Annotated in this window: 21 protein-coding genes; 13 read left to right on the forward strand and 8 right to left on the reverse strand. The window is 37.5% G+C overall.

Going from position 1 to position 16872, the window contains the following annotated elements:
* Positions 1 to 91: 91 nt before the first annotated feature.
* A complete protein-coding gene (locus R2Q84_RS19445) occupies positions 92 to 2527 on the reverse strand; it encodes a TonB-dependent receptor (RefSeq protein WP_316818263.1) in 2436 nt (811 codons plus the stop codon).
* Between the two features lie 56 nt (positions 2528 to 2583).
* Positions 2584 to 2778: a hypothetical protein gene (locus R2Q84_RS19450; RefSeq protein ID WP_316818264.1), complete on the reverse strand. Its 195-nt coding sequence runs from the start codon at positions 2776 to 2778 to the stop codon at positions 2584 to 2586.
* Positions 2779 to 2962: 184 nt separating this feature from the next.
* On the opposite strand from R2Q84_RS19450, the gene R2Q84_RS19455 reads away from it, so the two are divergent.
* Genes R2Q84_RS19455 through R2Q84_RS19485 form a run of 7 tightly spaced genes read left to right on the forward strand, consistent with a single transcriptional unit; the run spans position 2963 to position 8123 of the window.
* Positions 2963 to 3634 (forward strand): MarR family winged helix-turn-helix transcriptional regulator, encoded by a 672-nt coding sequence (locus R2Q84_RS19455; RefSeq protein ID WP_316818265.1) that lies wholly within the window; start codon positions 2963 to 2965, stop codon positions 3632 to 3634.
* 26 nt (positions 3635 to 3660) lie between these two features.
* Entirely contained in the window at positions 3661 to 5169 is a 1509-nt protein-coding gene (locus R2Q84_RS19460; protein WP_316818266.1) for a phytoene desaturase family protein, read from the forward strand.
* On the forward strand, positions 5153 to 5989 hold the full coding sequence (locus tag R2Q84_RS19465) for a phytoene/squalene synthase family protein (protein WP_316818267.1): 837 nt from the start codon (positions 5153 to 5155) through the stop codon (positions 5987 to 5989). The genes R2Q84_RS19460 and R2Q84_RS19465 overlap by 17 nt, the downstream gene beginning before the upstream one ends.
* On the forward strand, positions 5986 to 6444 hold the full coding sequence (locus R2Q84_RS19470; RefSeq protein ID WP_316818268.1) for a hypothetical protein: 459 nt from the start codon (positions 5986 to 5988) through the stop codon (positions 6442 to 6444). The genes R2Q84_RS19465 and R2Q84_RS19470 overlap by 4 nt, the downstream gene beginning before the upstream one ends.
* 10 nt (positions 6445 to 6454) lie before the next feature.
* The gene (locus R2Q84_RS19475; RefSeq protein WP_316818269.1) at positions 6455 to 6922 is read left to right on the forward strand and encodes an SRPBCC family protein; all 468 of its coding nucleotides are present in this window, start codon (positions 6455 to 6457) and stop codon (positions 6920 to 6922) included.
* 2 nt (positions 6923 to 6924) lie between these two features.
* Positions 6925 to 7380 (forward strand): sterol desaturase family protein, encoded by a 456-nt coding sequence (locus R2Q84_RS19480; RefSeq protein WP_316818270.1) that lies wholly within the window; start codon positions 6925 to 6927, stop codon positions 7378 to 7380.
* Positions 7380 to 8123: a lycopene cyclase domain-containing protein gene (locus R2Q84_RS19485; RefSeq protein ID WP_316818271.1), complete on the forward strand. Its 744-nt coding sequence runs from the start codon at positions 7380 to 7382 to the stop codon at positions 8121 to 8123. The genes R2Q84_RS19480 and R2Q84_RS19485 overlap by 1 nt, the downstream gene beginning before the upstream one ends.
* Positions 8124 to 8226: 103 nt before the next feature.
* On the opposite strand, the gene R2Q84_RS19490 is transcribed toward R2Q84_RS19485, so the two are convergent.
* The gene (locus R2Q84_RS19490; RefSeq protein WP_316818272.1) at positions 8227 to 8526 is read right to left on the reverse strand and encodes a hypothetical protein; all 300 of its coding nucleotides are present in this window, start codon (positions 8524 to 8526) and stop codon (positions 8227 to 8229) included.
* 56 nt (positions 8527 to 8582) lie between these two features.
* A complete protein-coding gene (locus tag R2Q84_RS19495; RefSeq protein WP_316818273.1) occupies positions 8583 to 9023 on the reverse strand; it encodes an Hsp20/alpha crystallin family protein in 441 nt (146 codons plus the stop codon).
* Positions 9024 to 9321: 298 nt separating this feature from the next.
* Between R2Q84_RS19495 and R2Q84_RS19500 the strand changes: the two genes are divergently transcribed.
* On the forward strand, positions 9322 to 9771 hold the full coding sequence (locus R2Q84_RS19500; RefSeq protein ID WP_316818274.1) for a heme-binding domain-containing protein: 450 nt from the start codon (positions 9322 to 9324) through the stop codon (positions 9769 to 9771).
* 25 nt (positions 9772 to 9796) lie between these two features.
* Positions 9797 to 10486, forward strand: coding sequence for a VIT family protein (locus R2Q84_RS19505; protein WP_316818275.1), 690 nt, complete (start codon positions 9797 to 9799; stop codon positions 10484 to 10486).
* A 63-nt stretch (positions 10487 to 10549) separates the two neighbouring features.
* Here the strand turns inward: R2Q84_RS19505 and R2Q84_RS19510 are convergent, their stop codons facing one another.
* Positions 10550 to 10807, reverse strand: coding sequence for a hypothetical protein (locus tag R2Q84_RS19510; RefSeq protein WP_316818276.1), 258 nt, complete (start codon positions 10805 to 10807; stop codon positions 10550 to 10552).
* Positions 10785 to 11291 (reverse strand): universal stress protein, encoded by a 507-nt coding sequence (locus R2Q84_RS19515; protein ID WP_316818277.1) that lies wholly within the window; start codon positions 11289 to 11291, stop codon positions 10785 to 10787. Before R2Q84_RS19515 ends, R2Q84_RS19510 begins: the two co-directional genes overlap by 23 nt.
* Positions 11292 to 11809: 518 nt before the next feature.
* Between R2Q84_RS19515 and R2Q84_RS19520 the strand changes: the two genes are divergently transcribed.
* From R2Q84_RS19520 to R2Q84_RS19535, 4 genes are read left to right on the forward strand one after another with little or no spacing between them, the layout of a single operon-like run.
* Positions 11810 to 12646, forward strand: a complete 837-nt coding sequence (locus R2Q84_RS19520) for a DUF4440 domain-containing protein (protein ID WP_316818278.1) — start codon at positions 11810 to 11812, stop codon at positions 12644 to 12646.
* 58 nt (positions 12647 to 12704) lie between these two features.
* Entirely contained in the window at positions 12705 to 13433 is a 729-nt protein-coding gene (locus tag R2Q84_RS19525) for a carboxymuconolactone decarboxylase family protein (protein ID WP_316818279.1), read from the forward strand.
* A gap of 17 nt (positions 13434 to 13450) precedes the next feature.
* A complete protein-coding gene (locus R2Q84_RS19530; RefSeq protein WP_316818280.1) occupies positions 13451 to 14512 on the forward strand; it encodes an alpha/beta hydrolase in 1062 nt (353 codons plus the stop codon).
* Between the two features lie 9 nt (positions 14513 to 14521).
* Complete coding sequence (locus tag R2Q84_RS19535; protein ID WP_316818281.1) at positions 14522 to 15022, forward strand: cupin domain-containing protein; 501 nt, start codon at positions 14522 to 14524, stop codon at positions 15020 to 15022.
* 55 nt (positions 15023 to 15077) lie between these two features.
* Here R2Q84_RS19535 and budA read toward each other — a convergent pair whose 3' ends face one another.
* Entirely contained in the window at positions 15078 to 15878 is an 801-nt protein-coding gene (gene budA / locus R2Q84_RS19540) for an acetolactate decarboxylase (RefSeq protein WP_316818282.1), read from the reverse strand.
* Between the two features lie 223 nt (positions 15879 to 16101).
* Entirely contained in the window at positions 16102 to 16863 is a 762-nt protein-coding gene (locus R2Q84_RS19545; RefSeq protein ID WP_316818334.1) for an Abi family protein, read from the reverse strand.
* Positions 16864 to 16872 lie beyond the last annotated feature (9 nt).

Below are 16872 nucleotides of genomic sequence, written 5' to 3' on the forward strand. Positions count from 1 at the left end.
AAACTGGAAATAACAATCGCCTTCCATAAAAATGAAGACGGTTCAAATTCTTTTTTTATAATGACAACAAATAGCCTAAAAAACTACTGCTTTAAAACTCAAATATACAGCCAAATGAAGGAATCAGGTTTCTTGATTTAGTATTTAAGATAAATGGAATCCCATTTGAACCATTGGTTTGTAAAGGCTGCCCGTCAGTCGTTAAAAAACTGCTATTGTCTTCTGTTCTTTTAAAAGTATATTTTGGAAAACTATCATTTTCATTTTTCAGGATATTTTGTATATCTATATATAAATTTAAAGCTGTTTTTCTAAAATTCAGGCGCTTATCCACACGAAAATCCAACTGACTGAATGGTGATAGCCTTTCCGTATTTAACCGGCTGTAATCTGCTATTCCTGTTCCCAACGTTAAATAGTTTTGCTGGGAAGCCTGTAAATCGAATGGCGTATAGGGCGATCCTCCCGCATAGCGGTACTTCAAACCCAAATCCCAGTTACGTTTCAACTTATAGCCTAAAGTGAGCGACAATAAATGCCTGTTATCCCATGACGAGGAGATCAGTTTTTGATTCAAACCAGAAAATTTACTGACCACATAAGAGTAACTAGCCACATAAAAAAAGTTACGAACCAGCTTTTGCTGCACAAACAGTTCTACACCATAGGTTTCGCCATCCCCAACACTCAGTACCTGCTCACTGCCCACCGAAGCATATTCTGCACCCTGGTTAGCAAGGGAAGTTCCATTGGCTACAGAAACCGGATAATTGCTGTACCGCTTATAAAAAGTCTCCAAGGTAAACCTCAAATCACTTCTAGGTAAAAACTGGGTACCAAGGACATAGTGCGTAGATTGGATATAATCCAAATTTTTATTCAGGGCTAGCCCACTATTGTCCAGATAGCCTAGCATGGTATAGGTTGGCATTTTGAAATACGTTCCCACCGAAGCGCTAATGTCCCATTTCGAGCTCAGGTGATAGGCCAAAGACAAACGGGGAGAAAGCGTTTTTAACGGATCATTACCCTCCTCAGTGAAGCTATTCAGATCAGAACGGATGCCGGCTGAAACCAATAACTTTTCACTAAACAGATTCTTTGAAGCCTGAAAAAATACACCATATTTCCAAAAATCAATATCATTATTAAACCTGATCACTTTTTCAGGCACAACCACATCCCCCTGCGCATTGGTAATTTCATTGGAAATCTTATTAAACAACACTGTTTTATAAGCAACCAGTTGAGCCATTAATCCGGCAGACAACTTCCAGCCATTCACAAATTTATTGATATCAAAACGGAACTTATTTTCGCTTTCCTGAGATTGAACTCCCAGACTTCTTTTGCTTTCCTCTTTCAATTCATCTTCAAATTTATCCAAACTATTGTCAAATACATTTCGACTGAGCGTAAAGTTCAAATAACCATTTTCAATCTGATGGTTCAGGTTAAAACCTACGGTATAATTCCACTGATTGATATAAGGGGTAGAACGCAGCACATAGGTATTTTCTAAAGTCGATTTTTTTGTTGGGGCAAAACTGAAACGGTCAATAGCCCCCAGACCTATAGCTGTAAGCCTGGTTTTAGCATTAAATTTATGCGTTATCTTATATTGAAAATCATCAAAATCAGGGCGGATGGGTAAATCAATTAATTTAAATAAAAAGCTGAGATAAGATTTCCGGGCCGAGGCCAGAAACGTCGTATTATTTGACAAAGGGCCTTCTAAAGTAAGGGCCGTTTCCGTAAAGCTAACCCTGGCATTACCAGCCAGTCTTTCCGCATTACCTTCTCTTTGTTTGATCACAAAAGTCGAAGCCAGCGGATTGTCGTATCTGGAATCAAAAGCCGAGGAACTCAGTTTTAAGCTCTCAATAAAAGAAACATTGAGGATGCCCTGAGCACCTCCGGAACTACCCTGAGTTTGAAAATGATTCAATACAGGTATCTCTATCCCATCCAGGTAATATACATTTTCATTTGGAGCACCCCCGCGAATAATGATATCGTTACGTTCACCAACGCCATTGCTAATCCCAACGCCGGGAAGCGTCTGCACCACTTTAGATACATCAAAATTACCACCCGGACTACTTTTTATTTCTTCTGTTGTCAATTGCTGCACAGATAAAGGAGTCACCATGTCAGTAGCCACCGCAGACTTTCCTTTACTTAAACTGATAGTAACCTCTTTTAAACTAGTTAATTGAGGCTGAAGTTCAAAATTAACCAATTGCGGACTACCACTTCCCACCACAATATTATATTTTAGCTGGGTTATATAACCAATGTTACTGGCAGAAACTTTATATGTACCCACTGGAACACTCATGCGGAACTGCCCCGTAGAATCGCTCAAGGAGCTTATGGAAAAGCCATCAACACTAATTGTAGCACCAGAAAGTACTTTCCCCGTATTTAAATCCTGTACAGTACCTGTTATTAAGCCCTTTTGCTGAGAAAAAACAGGATTAAAAGCAAACAAAGCCGCTATGATTAAGAGATATCTAAGTGTCAATTTCAAAGTTTTTAAGAGTTATTAAAATAATTTTCATACATATAAGTTTAGCGGCTTTACTTGTTCCGCCTATCATCGCTCAGATCAAGACCGAGTGTAGCCATAATAGCTGTAAAGGGCTTTTGAATCAGCTCGATTTTATCATCGTCATCTAATTCAAATGACTCAACCCGCATTGGGGTATCGCAGAAAAACGCATTTACAGCCACTTCAAGGTCAGCTGTTATTTGGATATTGTTATTATTATTCATTGAAAATCATAGTTTAATGTATGATATTGAAATCTGTTGCAACTTGATATGCAAATTTTAATGCAATAAATATTAATACAATTATATACTAAAACCTGGTATACAAAAGTATTATTTAGTTTTAAATAATACTATATTTTAATAATATAGTATATTTGTAAACTAAAATTAAGTCAATTTCATTATGAACTATCAACTGACCAAGGAAGTTATTGACCTCATGGAAAAATTTGAGCTTAGCGCAGATTTCAAATCTTATACAAAAGATTTGAGCGGCTTCAAACGCTGGATTTATGATACTGAAAAAGAAGCGCACCATCCCTCCAATGATATTAATTGGGAAGGAAAAGAAAATGGCCGAAGTCCGGATAGCGAGATCAATACCTTAATTGTTCATATGAATAGGTATGCAAAAACCTACTCGAGGTCGGCCATACACGATTCGGCATTCAGCACCCAGGAAGATTTTATTTACTTAATTAATCTAAAAGCCTTTGGATCGATGACTAAAATGGAATTGATTAGAAGGAACCTCCAGGAAAAACCTGTAGGAATGCAAATTATCAATCGACTGATTGGACAAGGCTGGATAGACCAAAGCGATTCTATAGCAGATAAAAGAAGTAAGATCATTTCGATTACCACTAAAGGAATTGATGCACTGGAAGAAATTATGGGTAAAATAAGGCAAGCCAGTCAAATTGTGACTGGAAACCTTAGCGATGCTGAAAAAATGCAATTGATTAAAATACTCCAGAAGTTGAATCACTTTCATCAAGCTATATATGCTAAAAACATAGAGCCCGATCAGCTTATCCCTATCGCTTACAATGATTTTTTATTAAAAAACAATTAAACGTATTCCATAAATAAAACTCCTCCATGAAAGCGCCTGATTCTAAAAAAAAGATAGCTATAATTGGTGCTGGAATTTCCGGTCTTTCGGCTGCGGCTTATGCAGCTCAAGCTGGTAATGAAGTGCATGTTTATGAAAAGCATCCCCAACCTGGAGGAAGAGCCAGACAGTTCAGAACAGAAAATGGTTATGTATTTGATATGGGTCCGAGTTGGTATTGGATGCCCGATATTATAGATAATTTCTTCCTCGATTTTGGTTATAAAGCAAGTGACTTTTATCAGCTTATTTCCCTTAACCCTCAGTTTGAAATGGTTTTTGAAGACGGACTACTTACAGTTCCGGAATCTTATGCGGATTTAAAAAAAATGTTTGAGCGGCTGGAAACTGGTGCAGGCAAAAAATTGGATGACTTTATGAGCGCCGCAAAATACAAATACGAAGTTGGAATGCAGGATTTTGTGAACAAACCATGCTACAGCTGGCTGGAGTTTGTTTCGCCTAAGATCGCCGGCAGCGCTTTGAAATTGGATCTGTTATCAAATTTCAGAAGCTATGTGAGCAAATATTTTGCCCACCCCAAACTAAAAACCTTAATGGAGTTTCCGGTTATTTTTCTGGGTGCTTCTCCGAAAAATATTCCGGCCCTTTACAGCTTAATGAACTATGGCGGATATGCTTTGGGTACGTGGTATCCCATGGGCGGATTTTACCAGTTGGTATTGGGGATGAAAGAAGTGGCAGAAAATCAAGGTGCCGTTTTCCATTTTAACCAAAACGTAGAAAAGATCGTTACTGAAGAAAGTGCTGCCAGCGGGATAGTCGTAAATGGGGAATTTAAAGAGTTTGATGCCATTATTGCCTCTTCAGATTATCACCATACCGAAACACTGCTCAACAGCGAATTGCGCAACTATGATCAAAAGTATTGGAAAAGCCGAACATTTGCTCCCTCCTGCCTGATTTACTATTTAGGTTTTAAAGAAAAGCTTCCTAATCTGAAACATCATACTTTATTTTTTGAAAATGATCTGAATGAACACATAAAGAGCATTTATGAAGAAAAAAAATGGCCTGAAAAACCATTATTCTATGCTTGCTGCCCATCCCAAACAGATCCTGAGGTAGCGCCCCAGGGACATGAAAATGTGTTCCTGCTTATGCCACTGGCAACCGGACTCAGTGATGATGAAAGTACCCGCGAGCACTATTTCCAGGATATGATTAAACGTTTAGAAAAACACACAGGAGCAAAGGATTTATTATCAAAATTAAATTACAAACGAAGCTATTGTGTGGGGGATTTTATCAGCGATTACAATGCTTATGGAGGCAATGCCTATGGCCTGGCAAATACATTATCACAAACCGCGGTATTGAAACCTAGCATTAAAAACAAGCATTTGTCGAATTTATATTATACCGGACAACTGACCGTGCCTGGCCCCGGTGTCCCCCCATCAATTATCTCGGGTAAAATAGTAGCAAAAGAAGTAAATAAGCTTAAACAAAAAAGGCATGAAAAAATTATTTGATGAATTGGCTTACAAAGTGAGCAAAGCCGTCACGGAAAAATATAGCACCAGTTTTTCATTGGGAATTCTGGCATTAAAACCCTCCATTCGTCATGCCATTTATGCGATCTATGGTTATGTACGTCTGGCCGATGAAATTGTAGACAGCTTTCACGATTATGACAAGGCATGTCTGCTGGAACGTTTTAAAATAGAAACCTGGACTGCCCTGGATGAGGGTATCTCCCTCAATCCTATTTTACAATCCTTTCAGGACACCGTAAATCATTTTTCCATTGACAAAACCTTGATTGAACAGTTTCTGCATAGCATGCAAATGGATTTACAGCAAATAGATTACAATTCAGATTTGTATAATGAATACATATTGGGTTCAGCTGAAGTCGTAGGTTTGATGTGTCTTCAGGTATTCGTGGAAGGTAATAAAGAATCATTTGATAACCTAAAACCTTATGCCATGAAATTAGGCTCAGCCTTTCAAAAAATAAACTTCCTACGCGATCTGAAGGACGATTATTATGTTTTGGGCCGCAGTTATTTCCCTAATATTGATATGAAAAGCTTCGACAATAAAATCAAATTGGAAATTGAAAATGAGATTGAAGCAGAATTTAAAGAAGCATTAATTGGGATAAAAAAATTGCCGGTTTCTTCCAAATTGGGTGTGTACCTGGCGTATAAATATTACTTATCATTGTTTAAAAAAATAAAGAGTATGCCTGCAGATAAAATTATGAACCAAAGGATACGTATTCCGAACAGTCAAAAATTCTCTCTGGCAATGAGTAGCTATGTACAATATAAAATGGCCAGCCTATGATCTTAAAAAAAGCAATCATTTTAGCTATCTTTTCACTGGTTGGCATCGCTTGTTATGGCCAAAGCATGGATTTAGAAAACATTAGGGCCAATTACAAAAATGCTGTTTCGGACAAAAAACTCTGCCTGACAATGATTAAAGGACTTGGTACAGGTACCGAAAGTTCAGTACACCTCAGCTACCTGGGTGCATTTCAAATGATCTGGGCAAAACACATTATCAATCCCATATCAAAACTCAAAACATTCAATACGGGTAAAAAGAAGATTGAGCATGCTGTAATGGTAGCGCCGAACAATTTAGAAATCAGAATCCTGCGGTTATCGATCCAGAAAAACGGCCCTGCTTTTCTGGGATACAATAAAAACATTGAGGAAGACCAAAAATTTATTCAGGCCAACAACAAAAGTATTACATCTATGCATTTGAGAAATATGCTGAAAGACCTCATCTAAAAGCAAAAAAATGATTTATCAACTTAAAAGAGAGCAACAACTATATTGTGATATTCAAACTGCCTGGGATTTCTTTTCTTCGCCACACAATCTTTCTCGTATCACGCCCAAAGAAATGGATTTTGTTGTATTAAGCGATCTACCGGAGGAAGATATATATAAAGGAATGATTATCGATTATACAGTTTCGCCTGTGTTGGGTATTCCATTGAAGTGGCGGACTCAAATTACAGCAGTTAACTACCAAAAAAGCTTTACCGACTTTCAGAAAAAAGGTCCGTACAAGTTATGGAGACATCATCATGAATTTATCCCAAACCAAAATGGTGTTTTGATGGTAGATACTGTGGACTATGAATTGCCATTTGGTATCATTGGCAAGATGGTGCACAGTTTGATGGTAAAGAAAAAATTGAAACATATTTTCGACCACCGTTATCAGGTTTTGGAAGCATTATTTAAACTGATAAAACATTAAGCATGAATTTCATTATCCTACTGATTACATTTATATTGATGGAAGGAGCCACCTGGTTTATCCATAAGTATATCATGCATGGTCTTTTATGGACATTACATCATGACCATCACGACCACAGTACTGAGGGGCCTTTTGAGAAAAATGACTACTTCTTTGTAATTTTTGCTTTACCAGCTATTGCTTTGATCTATTTCGGTTCCCTAAATCATTTCAATTACTTGTTCTACATAGGACTGGCTATTACGCTTTATGGAATGGCTTATTTCTTTGTGCATGACATTTTTATTCACCAACGCATTAAATATCTTGCAAATACACAAAACCCTTACTTACTGGCGATTCGCAGGGCGCACAAACAACATCATAAACATCTGGGCAAAGAAGAAGGCGAATGCTTTGGTTTCTTGTATGTCCCAATGAAATATTTCAAAATGTATTATAAAAAAAATAAGTAATGAAACCCTACACTTACTTGTTAATTAATTTACTGACCATCAGCATTTGTTTTATTTTCTCTTTCGACAAGAGAATTCAGTTCAACAAGCATTTTCCGGCCTTTCTAAAAGCGAGCATTTTAGTCGCTATTCCTTTTATTGCCTGGGATGTATGGTTTACCGCTCATCAGGTATGGTGGTTCAATACAGCTTATACTACAGGGATAATTCTTTTGGGACTACCTGTTGAAGAGTGGCTTTTTTTTATCTGTATTCCATTTTCGTGTGTGTTTACCTATTTCTGCCTGGACAAATTCTTCAATCTTAGCTGGCTAAGTGCCTTTAATAACATCATTGTTTTTTTAAGTGTCATCATATGCACAGTTATAGCATTGTTGCATTACGACAAGACCTACACTTTTGTAACCGCTATAGTAACAGCAGCAACGCTAATTTATCTACATTTTGTAGTTAGAGCGGCCTGGATCGGTCAGGCATCCTTTGTATTTGCTATTCTGATGCTTGGATTTTTCCCTGTTAATGGGGTTTTGACGGGTACTGGCTTGGACTCTCCAATTGTGAATTACAATCCGAAGAGTTTCTTAAATATTCGGATCCTTACTATTCCAATAGAAGATGCTGTATATGGTTATACGCAGTTTTTACTCAATATCTATTTATTTAGAATGTTTCAAAAACCCGTAGATAATGATGAAACCATCATGAGTTTACACTCGCAAAACGCAATGAATAAAAACTCATGATAGCTTCATCACCGATAAAAAACAAATTTTTAGCGAAAAATGAAAAACTTTAGCTATGCTATTCTTTAATTTTACTGAAATCAGCTAGGTTTTACACCATATTTCATAGTAATCTCTTTTGTTCCAGATTAAGTTCTTTAAAAATCTCTTTGGTAATGATCTGTGTATTGTAAGCCAGATGCGCCCAATTACAATACAAAATAGACACTGGATAAGGAATACCACGCTGCCTTTTGGTTAAATCCATACTAATCACTGAATTTTCCTTTATTTCCCGCTCGCCTTTCATCATATCGAAGATAGTTTTTGCGAATTTCTGATCAGAACCCAAATAAAAACTTGCATACGTTTCCAAACCTTTAAGGGTTTTCATATTAAGCGAAATTTCAAAAGTAGTTTCCATAATAACAAATTAAAAAGAGCTACCTAATGGTAGCTCTCAGAGATGTGTTTTTTAAATTATTTAATCTCTATTTGACGGCTTACTGCTTTCACCTCTTCTCTTTTTGGGATGTCAATTGCTAAAACACCGTCCTTATAAGTAGCCTGAATACCATTTTCGTCTGCACTTTCCGGTAAAGTAAAAGAGCGAACAAAAGAACTATAGCTGTATTCACGTTTTGCGTAATTTCTGTCCTCTTGCTTGCCTTCCGCGCGTTGCTCTACAAAAACACTCAATACATTCCTTTCCAGATTAAGTTTAAAATCTTCTTTTTTAAGTCCGGGCGCAGCTAACTCCAGATAATAGTAATCAGCACTTTCACTGATGTTAGCAGCAGGCACACGGGGCACCATACGGTCTGCAAAAAAAGTATCATTGAAAATGGAATCAAAAACATCATTAAAGCCTGGCATTAATGAATTTCTCTTGCTTTCTGGATTAAATTTAACCAACGTCATGGGTTTTTCCTCCTTAATTTGATTTAATGATTAAAACTTATAATTAATTAAACTCTTTTGAACTTGCGTTCGATAGCAATATTACAAGCTAAATGCCAAATGTCTTTTTTGTTAAAGAAGCTGAAAAAATTACAAGATTGCTGAAAAATCTTCAGATTTAAGCTGTCAAAAATTCAGAATTAGATATGATTTCTTTCCTGCGAATGCAATGGATAAATAAATTAAAACGACACCAAAATTTAACCACAGCAAATAATTTTCAGTATCTTAATTTGTTCTAACATAAACCTATAAAATCATGATCAAAAAAGCAATAATAATTATGGCTATATTGATACTCGTGATACAGTTCTTCAGGCCAGATAAAAATAGCTCTGCTTCAACTTCAGCTAACGCAATTGAAGCTCACTATCCAGTTTCAAATGAGATTGGAGTGATTTTACGAAGGAGCTGTTATGATTGCCATTCCAATACCACAGCTTATCCCTGGTACAGCAATATCCAACCCTTTGCCTGGTGGCTGCAAAGCCATGTAAACGAAGGTAAACATGAACTAAACTTTGATGAATTCAACAACTATGATGTTAAAAAGAAAAAACACAAGCTGGATGAAGTAATTAAAACGATTGAAAAAGATGAAATGCCACTTACTTCCTATACATTGATACACAGAGGAGCAATACTTTCACCAAAAGATAAAGATAAACTCATCACCTGGGCAAAAGAACTTAAAAAAAACATTAATTAATATCATTTATAAAATAAACTATGATATGGAATCAGAAGAACATTATACCAATAGAAGCGGCTGGCTGAGAGCAGCAGTTTTAGGCGCAAATGACGGGATCCTTTCTACAACCAGTTTAGCCATTGGTATTGCAGCGGCAAGCACCACACGCGAACCAATTGTACTCGCCGCGGTTGCTGGACTGGTTGCCGGAGCGCTATCAATGGCAGCCGGAGAATATGTTTCTGTGAGTTCACAATCAGATATAGAAATTTCTGATTTGACCAGAGAAAAAATGGAAGTAGAAAACACACCAGACCTGGAGTTAAAGGAACTGGCCAATATTTATCAGCACAGAGGCCTGGATGAAAATTTAGCTATGCAAGTTGCCATACAACTCACTGCTCATGATGCTTTAGGAGCCCACGCTAAGGATGAACTAGGTATTAATGAAATCACCCAGGCAAAACCAATGCAAGCTGCTTTAGCCTCCGCAGCTTCTTTCATTATCGGTGGCCTACTCCCCTTACTGGTCTCCATATTTGCGCCAATAAAACTAATGGTTGTTTACCAGTATGGCTTCTCCATCATTTTTCTAGCACTTTCGGCAATTATTGCAGCAAAAGCAGGTGGTTCAAATATTGTCAAGGCTGTTATCCGGATTTGCTTCTGGGGAACAGCGGCTATGCTAATGACTGCTGCTGTCGGCTATCTTTTTGGCGTTAAAACAACATAATTTGTTTAGTAACTCCTTAATACCCAAGAAAGAGTAACACTATGCTCAAATACACAAGATGAATCATGCTTTTTTAAAAGAAATCATAGGTACGCGACCATAAAAACTATATTCGGCAGCATTTGAAGGAAGTACCAACTGCGCTAAAAATGACCGCTTTTGATGCGTAAAAAAAGCAATTAATGATGGCTTATAACTTTTCACTTCCGCATCAATATCTTTTAAAATAGGATGTGATATATTCCATTCACGATTAATCACTTCAACTTTATAACTTAACTTCTCCTGAATTCTTTCCTCAGCTAATACGCTCAGTTTCATAGTCATTCATATCTGTCGCATAAAGCACACGTTTGCATGGCCGGTTCCGGTACCCAGAAGGGATGCAAATTACAGGTACTGTTGAATGAGTAATCAGTTTGGAGCTGTGTGTACCAAATATTTTCTTAATAGTCCCCCCCCTTGTGCTAATACAGATGTAATCACAAGGATGCTGTGCTGTAAATTTTAAAATCCCCTCGGTCGCATCAGTATGGTCAATCGTAATCAGTTCGAAACTCATGTCCGACAAATTTAAAGATCTGATGATCTTTTTGATGAACACAATTATTTCTTTCTGGATTTGATTTACAAAAGAATGCTTGTAAACCTGATAAGCATTTTCAGACCATATGGAAGGTCGCAAGACATGATAAACATGTAAGACAACTAGTTTAGCTTTTTTCGTCCTTGCCATATTAATCGCAAAACGTATAGCAGACTTTGAGTTAGCTGATTGGTCAGTGGTGACAATTATAGTTTCCATGCTTGATTTATTTACAACAAACTGGTAATGAAAACCATAAAGCTAACAATTGCATTCCGTATCTGATATGATTTAAATCACTTTAACAATTGATATAAGTTGCAAAATATCCATATAAAATTCAGATTTAGACAATGATATTTTACTCATAAGAATTCTATAAGTCGCATAGTATAAAAAATCAAACCTATTTATGCCGGTAGAAGAAGGAACATTTAGCAGTGCTGATGAATTGTTTATGCGCAAACTGAACTGCGAAAATCTGTATGTAGATTTCCTGATTTAATTGCGGAATGCAGGGGCCAGTTTTGCCGAAACTTCCACTTGAGGTTCAGAACGTAGAACCACAGATTAAGAAAAAATATAGGATCACGGTTTCGTTTTCACGCTCCTGATTTTCGCTTTAACTCATCAGTTGAAAAAAACACGAATTGGATTCCCGATTTTAGCGTTATGTTCTTCCAAAAAGAAACAAATAAAATGATTAAAAACTGGTTCTAATTAATAAATCAAGTAAAATGAAAACAGCAATCTATCGGATAATTTTATTACTTGGTGTTTTTACAACTCAGGTAAGCGCACAAGATCACAGCATTTTTCCATTAGGAGAAAAAGCAAAAAACATAAATCATACCGGGGATGTATGGCTCAGTGAGTTAAACAAACCTGACGAGACTATTAATTCTCAAATATCTCTTGCAGTATTTGCGCCCAATGCCAAACTCAACTGGCATACCCACTCCGGTGGCCAGATCCTGCTGATCACCGATGGTGTCGGATATTATCAGGAAAAAGGGAAACCGGTACAGGTTGTACACAAAGGAGATGTTGTAAAATGTTTACCTGATGTGGAGCACTGGCACGGTTCAACGCCTCAAACTGGTGTAACCTATGTAGCGGTATCTCCAAAAAGTAAAACAACCTGGTTGCATCCGGTAACCGAAGCGGAATACCTGAACATTAAAGCCCCAGCCGAAAGTTCCACAAATGTTGAAAAGGAAATTATTGATCTTTCTAAACAAAAATGGACATGGATGGCTGATAAAAACACAGATGAACTTGGCGAACTATTTCATGAAAAGTCTGTGTTTGTTCATATGGGGGGATCATGGGGTAAGCAACGCGAAATCGATGTGATCAAAAGTGGTGGCATCTGGTACAAGAAAGCCGATATCCATGATGTTTCTGTAAATGTTATTGGAAATACGGCTGTTCTGCTTAACAGGATTACCCTATTAGCTGTTGTTGGCGGCAAAGAAGTAACCAATCCTTTTATGGTGACCGAAGTATATAAAAAAGAAGATAAAAACTGGAAACTGGCGTCTATGTCCTTTACGAAATTATTAGCACCATAAGCTTAAACTTCCACTGGTATTCTGGCATATAATTTAAAATCTATAAATGATCAACGTAATGAAACAATTGATTTTCAGCGCACTTTTAATTGCGTCCAGTTTTAATTTATACGCCTGGCAAACGCTGATCGATACGACCTCGACCGATCAAAATTTAACCGCAAAACAACAAGCTATTGTTCGTATTGCGGCACTTACTGGCAAAGGTGATCTGGGAAAACTCAAAACAGAATTAAATGTAGGTCTTGAAGCTGGACTGACTGTCAATCAGATTAAAGAAACCCTTGTCCATGTTTATGCCTACGCCGGATTTCCGCGTAGCATTCGGGGATTACAGACACTTATGACTGTATTGGATGAACGCAAAGCTAAAGGCATTAATGATGAAAAAGGTGCTGAAACCTCCCCTATCAATGATCAACGTAGTAAATATGAAAGAGGCAAGGCGATATTGGAAAAATTAACCGGTGTAGCGGAAACAGGATCGAAAACAGGATATGCAGCATTTGCCCCTGAAATAGAGGTCTTTCTTAAAGAACATCTTTTCGCCGATATTTTTGAACGTGATGTATTAACCTACATTGAAAGAGAACTTGCAACGGTATCTGTACTTGCAGGTATCGGTGGTGTGGAACCGATGCTGCGTTCACATTTGAACATCTGCCTAAATGTTGGTCTATCTCCAGGCCAATTACAACAATTTATTGGCACTATTGGATCAACTATTGGTAAAAAGGAAGCGAAAGCAACACAAAAAGTTTTGGACGATTTGCTAAAAAGCAAGTAGTAAAATATAAAAGAAAAATGAAAAAGCTGACATCAATAATCGCATTAGCTATGTCAATAGCAGCTACAGATGTAGTGAATGCACAATCTACCCCAAAAGGAAAACAACAAAATCCCTATACCCTTGTATATGAAGGAGCCATTACCAAAAATGAAAAAGGAAAAGTAAACATCCATCCTGTGAAATATAAACTGAACGGGATTGATATTGCTGCGAATGTTTACACACCGGCAAATTATGATGCTTCGAAGAAATATCCGGCAATAGCAGTAGCACACCCTAACGGTGGTATCAAAGAGCAGACAGCTGGGTTGTACGCACAACGTTTGGCAGAAGCAGGATACATCACTATTGCTGCCGATGCAGCGTATCAAGGGGCAAGTGGCGGAACGCCACGCCATACCGACAAACCTGCAAACCGCATTGAAGATATTCGTGGTATGGCCGACTTTATTACCCAGTACGCAGGGGTTGACGCAAACCGTTTAGGGGTTTTAGGTATTTGTGGTGGAGGTGGCTACACCTTAAAAACAGCCCAATCCGATAAACGTTTTAAAGCTGTAGCAACCTTAAGTATGTTCAATTCAGGTGAAGTAAGGCGCAATGGTTTTCAGAATTCCCAATTAAATACTATCCAGGAACGTTTAAAACAAGCTTCGGATGCCCGCGCTCAGGAAGCCGCAGGTGGTAAGATGATCTATGCGGGTGTGGCGAACATTACAGATGCTGAAATCGCTAAAACATCAACGGATCTATATCGCGAAGGATTCGAGTACTACTATAGAACCCATGCACATCCTAATTCAACTTTTTTGTACACCATGAGCAGCTTGTTGGATTTAATGACCTGGGATGCCACCACTAATATGGACCTAATCAATCAACCCTTGTTGATGATTGCTGGAAGCAAAGCTGATACAAAATATATGACCGATGAAGCATTCCCTAAAGTTATCAATGCAAAAAGCAAGGAACTTTTTCTGATTGATGGAGCCACTCACATACAGACTTATTGGAAACCCGGGTATGTATCACAAGCTGTAAATAAATTGGTTAATTTTTATCAAACAAACCTTTAAAAACCAGAAATGATGAACATAAAAAAAATAGCCATACTATCTATTATCACTGTGGTTTCATTTTCCTGCAAGCAGCAAAATAAATCGGCACATACATCTCCTTCGGAAACACAAGAGCCAACAGTTTTTGCAATAGGTAAACAAATAACGAATAATAACTTTACCGGAAATGTATGGTTGGAAAACTTAATCCAGGCCGACAGTGTAAACCAGAATTCTGTAGGTAGTGTAACCTTTGAACCCGGTGCCAGAAGCAAATGGCATACGCATCCGGCAGGTCAAATATTATTGGCTATTGATGGAGTTGGTTACTACCAGGAAAAAGGACAACCCAAAAAAATATTTCGTAAAGGTGATGCCATAAAATGTCCGGCAGATATCCCCCACTGGCATGGTGCCAGTACAGATACCAAATTCGTTCAGGTAGCGATAACCGGAAGGGAAAAAGGCGAAACGATATGGTTAGAAGCAGTTACAGATAAAGAATATCGGAGTGAACCTGGTATTTAGTCATTGGACAAAGAAGTTCACATTATAATGGGAATCCATCATGCTCAAAAAACCATCAATTAGACTTTCCGTTTTCAACCTGTCGAACTTCTTCACGACGGTCTTTTTTAAAATCAAAACTATTGAATTCTTTGGTTTGAGGAACGTCCACTGTAAAGCTATCCAACTCATCAATTTCAACAGTAACATTTCCTGTCAGGAGATCGATAATATGACCTCCCCCTTTTTTATCAGCTGATAAAAAGTGAAAATGATACCCGGTAATATTGGCTCCTTCCATGTAGGCGGGAATCCGATATCCAACTAAATCTCCACTAACATTACTAAAGTTAAAAAACTGTTGTAGTGATAACAGCTGCGCTAAAGGAGCGTATGGTTTATTCGTAACCGGAGGAAAGGCCCTGGTTTTTATACTATTAAATATGCCTTTAATGCGAATGGCATAAATGCCATTTTGGTTAGGCATTACACTATCCAAATAAGCATAAAACTGCATCTTATCCATAGGAACAGAAGTTTTTAGAACCTTGTCTGCATGAAAAAAATTAACTACCGAAAACGGTGTGCTACCAGTATCAGGTATCTCGAAAGTTTTACCATTGGATTGTGTCTGGTATATTTTCCCATGGAGAATGAGCAACTCTCCATCTAGCTTATCAGGGGCACCCAAGCCAAAATCACCATGTTTCATTAATTTGTTGTAAGGGGCAAATGCATCATACAATCCCCCGATAAAAGCGCTGGCGTGGCCGGCTGTATACAACGTATTATTTTTACGATCAGATTTTAGCTGAGCATCTGCAGTCCAGCAACTCAAACAAACAAAACCTACCAGACAGTAATATATCTTATTCATTATTTAAACATATTTCCTTAAATATAAAATAAATAACTATTAATTTCTTTAAATAGGATTTTATCTCATCTGTAAACTAATCTTATTATAATCCTTTACCGGTTCAAAAGTATCGTACGAATGTAAAGTACATGTTTTTAATGCCCTTACAAAGCCTACAGCAGGCCACTCTTTCTATGTGTAGTCAGCATGATCAAAAGTGAATCGGGTATAATGAAATAGTTTACCTCCAAATGGGTTCCTTTTCCCAATCATCTTGAAACCCCACATAATTAATATTAATGTGATTGTAATCCTTAAAAAGCTCTTTCGACTTCGGCTTGAAATCCGAGGAAGGATTGACATTTTCCATCATCTTAATCATGCAGCTTAGTATACCATAAAGCCTCCAATTGGTATTATCTTCAATTTTATCCAAAAATCGCCATCCTTCTTTCACAGGAATAATAGGCTTAATTGCAAATTTCCTGTTCCAGATTCTGGAATGATGGACACAGAAATTCCGAAGAGAGTTGATACTTTGGAGCCATGACTCCAGTACTGGTGATGCAGCCTTAAAATGACCAGCGACATTGCTTTTTTGCACTCCACCTTTAAGATTCTCAAAAAGCACACTCAGTTGTCCGAATGTTAGCGTTTCCATAATCATCCAGCATGGCGGTTCCGGTGGAGTGTCATACTTCATTCTGTAACTCTTAATGAATTGGAATTCACATTCATCACAAAAAGATTTTACTCTGGCTACAAAATCTGAATGAACTGCAGTATTCTTGAATAGATTTGCATCCAGATACCAATGTGCACCATACTTTAATGCATATATGTCACACAAAATTGCCCTCAAACCAACTTCAATTCGTTCGATAAAATCAAGGATTAAGAAACGAAGTTTCCGATCGAAATTATAGTAGTCGATAATGAGTTCAAAGGGAACATCCTTTTTAAATTTATGTGATCCATCGGCAACTTGAAGAGGAACATGTATCCTGACAGC

This window comes from Pedobacter nyackensis (genome assembly GCF_032678475.1).
Classification (GTDB): Bacteria; Bacteroidota; Bacteroidia; order Sphingobacteriales; family Sphingobacteriaceae; genus Pedobacter; species Pedobacter nyackensis_A.

What these genes read in the sequence shown, in the direction of transcription:
- R2Q84_RS19450 (WP_316818264.1), bottom strand. Translation starts at nt 2,778, where the DNA reads ATGAATAATAATAACAATATCCAAATAACAGCTGACCTTGAAGTGGCT.
- R2Q84_RS19455 (WP_316818265.1), top strand. Translation starts at nt 2,963, where the DNA reads ATGAACTATCAACTGACCAAGGAAGTTATTGACCTCATGGAAAAATTT.
- R2Q84_RS19460 (WP_316818266.1), top strand. Translation starts at nt 3,661, where the DNA reads ATGAAAGCGCCTGATTCTAAAAAAAAGATAGCTATAATTGGTGCTGGA.
- R2Q84_RS19465 (WP_316818267.1), top strand. Translation starts at nt 5,153, where the DNA reads ATGAAAAAATTATTTGATGAATTGGCTTACAAAGTGAGCAAAGCCGTC.
- R2Q84_RS19470 (WP_316818268.1), top strand. Translation starts at nt 5,986, where the DNA reads ATGATCTTAAAAAAAGCAATCATTTTAGCTATCTTTTCACTGGTTGGC.
- R2Q84_RS19475 (WP_316818269.1), top strand. Translation starts at nt 6,455, where the DNA reads ATGATTTATCAACTTAAAAGAGAGCAACAACTATATTGTGATATTCAA.
- R2Q84_RS19480 (WP_316818270.1), top strand. Translation starts at nt 6,925, where the DNA reads ATGAATTTCATTATCCTACTGATTACATTTATATTGATGGAAGGAGCC.
- R2Q84_RS19485 (WP_316818271.1), top strand. Translation starts at nt 7,380, where the DNA reads ATGAAACCCTACACTTACTTGTTAATTAATTTACTGACCATCAGCATT.
- R2Q84_RS19490 (WP_316818272.1), bottom strand. Translation starts at nt 8,526, where the DNA reads ATGGAAACTACTTTTGAAATTTCGCTTAATATGAAAACCCTTAAAGGT.
- R2Q84_RS19495 (WP_316818273.1), bottom strand. Translation starts at nt 9,023, where the DNA reads ATGACGTTGGTTAAATTTAATCCAGAAAGCAAGAGAAATTCATTAATG.
- R2Q84_RS19500 (WP_316818274.1), top strand. Translation starts at nt 9,322, where the DNA reads ATGATCAAAAAAGCAATAATAATTATGGCTATATTGATACTCGTGATA.
- R2Q84_RS19505 (WP_316818275.1), top strand. Translation starts at nt 9,797, where the DNA reads ATGGAATCAGAAGAACATTATACCAATAGAAGCGGCTGGCTGAGAGCA.
- R2Q84_RS19510 (WP_316818276.1), bottom strand. Translation starts at nt 10,807, where the DNA reads ATGAAACTGAGCGTATTAGCTGAGGAAAGAATTCAGGAGAAGTTAAGT.
- R2Q84_RS19515 (WP_316818277.1), bottom strand. Translation starts at nt 11,291, where the DNA reads ATGGAAACTATAATTGTCACCACTGACCAATCAGCTAACTCAAAGTCT.
- R2Q84_RS19520 (WP_316818278.1), top strand. Translation starts at nt 11,810, where the DNA reads ATGAAAACAGCAATCTATCGGATAATTTTATTACTTGGTGTTTTTACA.
- R2Q84_RS19525 (WP_316818279.1), top strand. Translation starts at nt 12,705, where the DNA reads ATGAAACAATTGATTTTCAGCGCACTTTTAATTGCGTCCAGTTTTAAT.
- R2Q84_RS19530 (WP_316818280.1), top strand. Translation starts at nt 13,451, where the DNA reads ATGAAAAAGCTGACATCAATAATCGCATTAGCTATGTCAATAGCAGCT.
- R2Q84_RS19535 (WP_316818281.1), top strand. Translation starts at nt 14,522, where the DNA reads ATGATGAACATAAAAAAAATAGCCATACTATCTATTATCACTGTGGTT.
- budA (WP_316818282.1), bottom strand. Translation starts at nt 15,878, where the DNA reads ATGAATAAGATATATTACTGTCTGGTAGGTTTTGTTTGTTTGAGTTGC.